Source organism: Curtobacterium sp. Leaf261, from assembly GCF_001422205.1.
In the GTDB taxonomy this organism is placed as follows: Bacteria; Actinomycetota; Actinomycetes; order Actinomycetales; family Microbacteriaceae; genus Curtobacterium.
The window spans coordinates 1-1407 of the sequence record NZ_LMMJ01000006.1; the positions used below are offsets into that span (position 1 = coordinate 1).

The window sequence follows — 1407 nt, forward strand, 5'->3', positions numbered from 1 at the left end:
GCAACCTTTTAAGTTTGCTAAAAAAATGTCTGTCATCGCAATAAATATATTCAAATAGAAAAATAAAATAAGTTTTACTAAACAATTTAGGATGTAGTACATAGAAATATCTATTATCGCAAACCATTCAAATTAAAAAGTTATAAAATTTTCGCTAAAAAGGTAACTACAAAAAAACCTGCAATTTTTTCAAAAAAAAAACAGCGTCAACACAAAACTACAAATAAAAGAACCAAGCGCAAATAATTTACGTACTTTCAAAAAAATCAAAAAGATCAATGTTTTCTCGGGATCAAAAATAGGTTATACGTATCTTTAGGCAAAGCCACACACGCCGGTTTCTGTCTTAGATCTTCCAAATTTTCAGCCCCAATTTCAAACTCCTGCATTATACTGGCAAACATGACGAAACTCATCGTAGTTACTAAAGTTTGACCAATGCACGTTCGCTTACCTATACTAAAAGGCAGGAAATGTGGGATGTTCCTCTTAACAGACCAGACTTCTTTTTCCGTCTCCGCTGGCTTGCTCGGCCTTTCCCCATCAGATTCCATGCCGGAATCACAGAAAGAATTCCTTCGAACCCTAACTTTGGTCTTTTCTAGAAACCTTGATGGGTCAAATTTCTCCGGCTCATTCCAGTATTCCTCTGAAGTGTTTAGTTCATAGTTGTTTATGAAGACTATCGTTCCTTTTTCTACGCCATATCCTGAGATTGCTGCGTTCTCCGTAGCTACATGAGGAACGATAGGGGATGAGGCGTATCTTAGACATTCTAAGACAGTTGCTTCTGTGTATGGCAAACTATGACGGTCGAGTAATGTAACAGGCCTTTTGCCTTTAGTCAAACCGTCTAATTCTGCCCTAATCTTCCTGCCGACTTCAGGGTCTCTCGCCACAGCTGTCAAACATAACATGACAAGATTACCCACCGAAGAATGACCGCCTAGAAAATCTTCAAGCATGAAGATTATAGTATTTCTATCAACCGTCGGGTCTTCATGTAAAACTTTTAGCAACCCATCTAGAAAGTCCTTTTCAGGCCCTTCTATGTCCAGATCCAATTCCCTCTGTTCTACGATCCTTGAAAGAATGAACGAGCGAATATCTGAAGACCAGTTAGACAGTTTATCTAAATGCTTCTTGTAAAAAGGTTGGAGCCACGGCAGAAAATCTAAGGCATAACCTTGGTTAATCTCCCAGAAAATTTCGTCAAAATGGTCGACGATGCGCTTGAAATCTTCGTCGTTTTCGGCGTCAAATCTCACGTTGCACATGTAGTGCGAAAACATATTCATTGCTGTAGTCATTAAGATCGGTTTTAGGTTGATGCTGGAGTCTAAAGTACGGGTTATGTTTTTAAGTGTTTGTAGCAGTTCTATGGATTCGAATGTAGCGACGTCTCCG

General features: G+C 38.9%; 1 protein-coding gene. It reads right to left on the bottom strand.

The window, feature by feature from the left end; all coding sequences use genetic code 11:
* Window positions 1-275: 275 nt before the first annotated feature.
* Window positions 276-1407, bottom strand: a 1132-nt coding sequence (locus ASF23_RS17765; RefSeq protein WP_156364263.1) for a cytochrome P450, incomplete at its 5' end; no start/stop codon positions are given.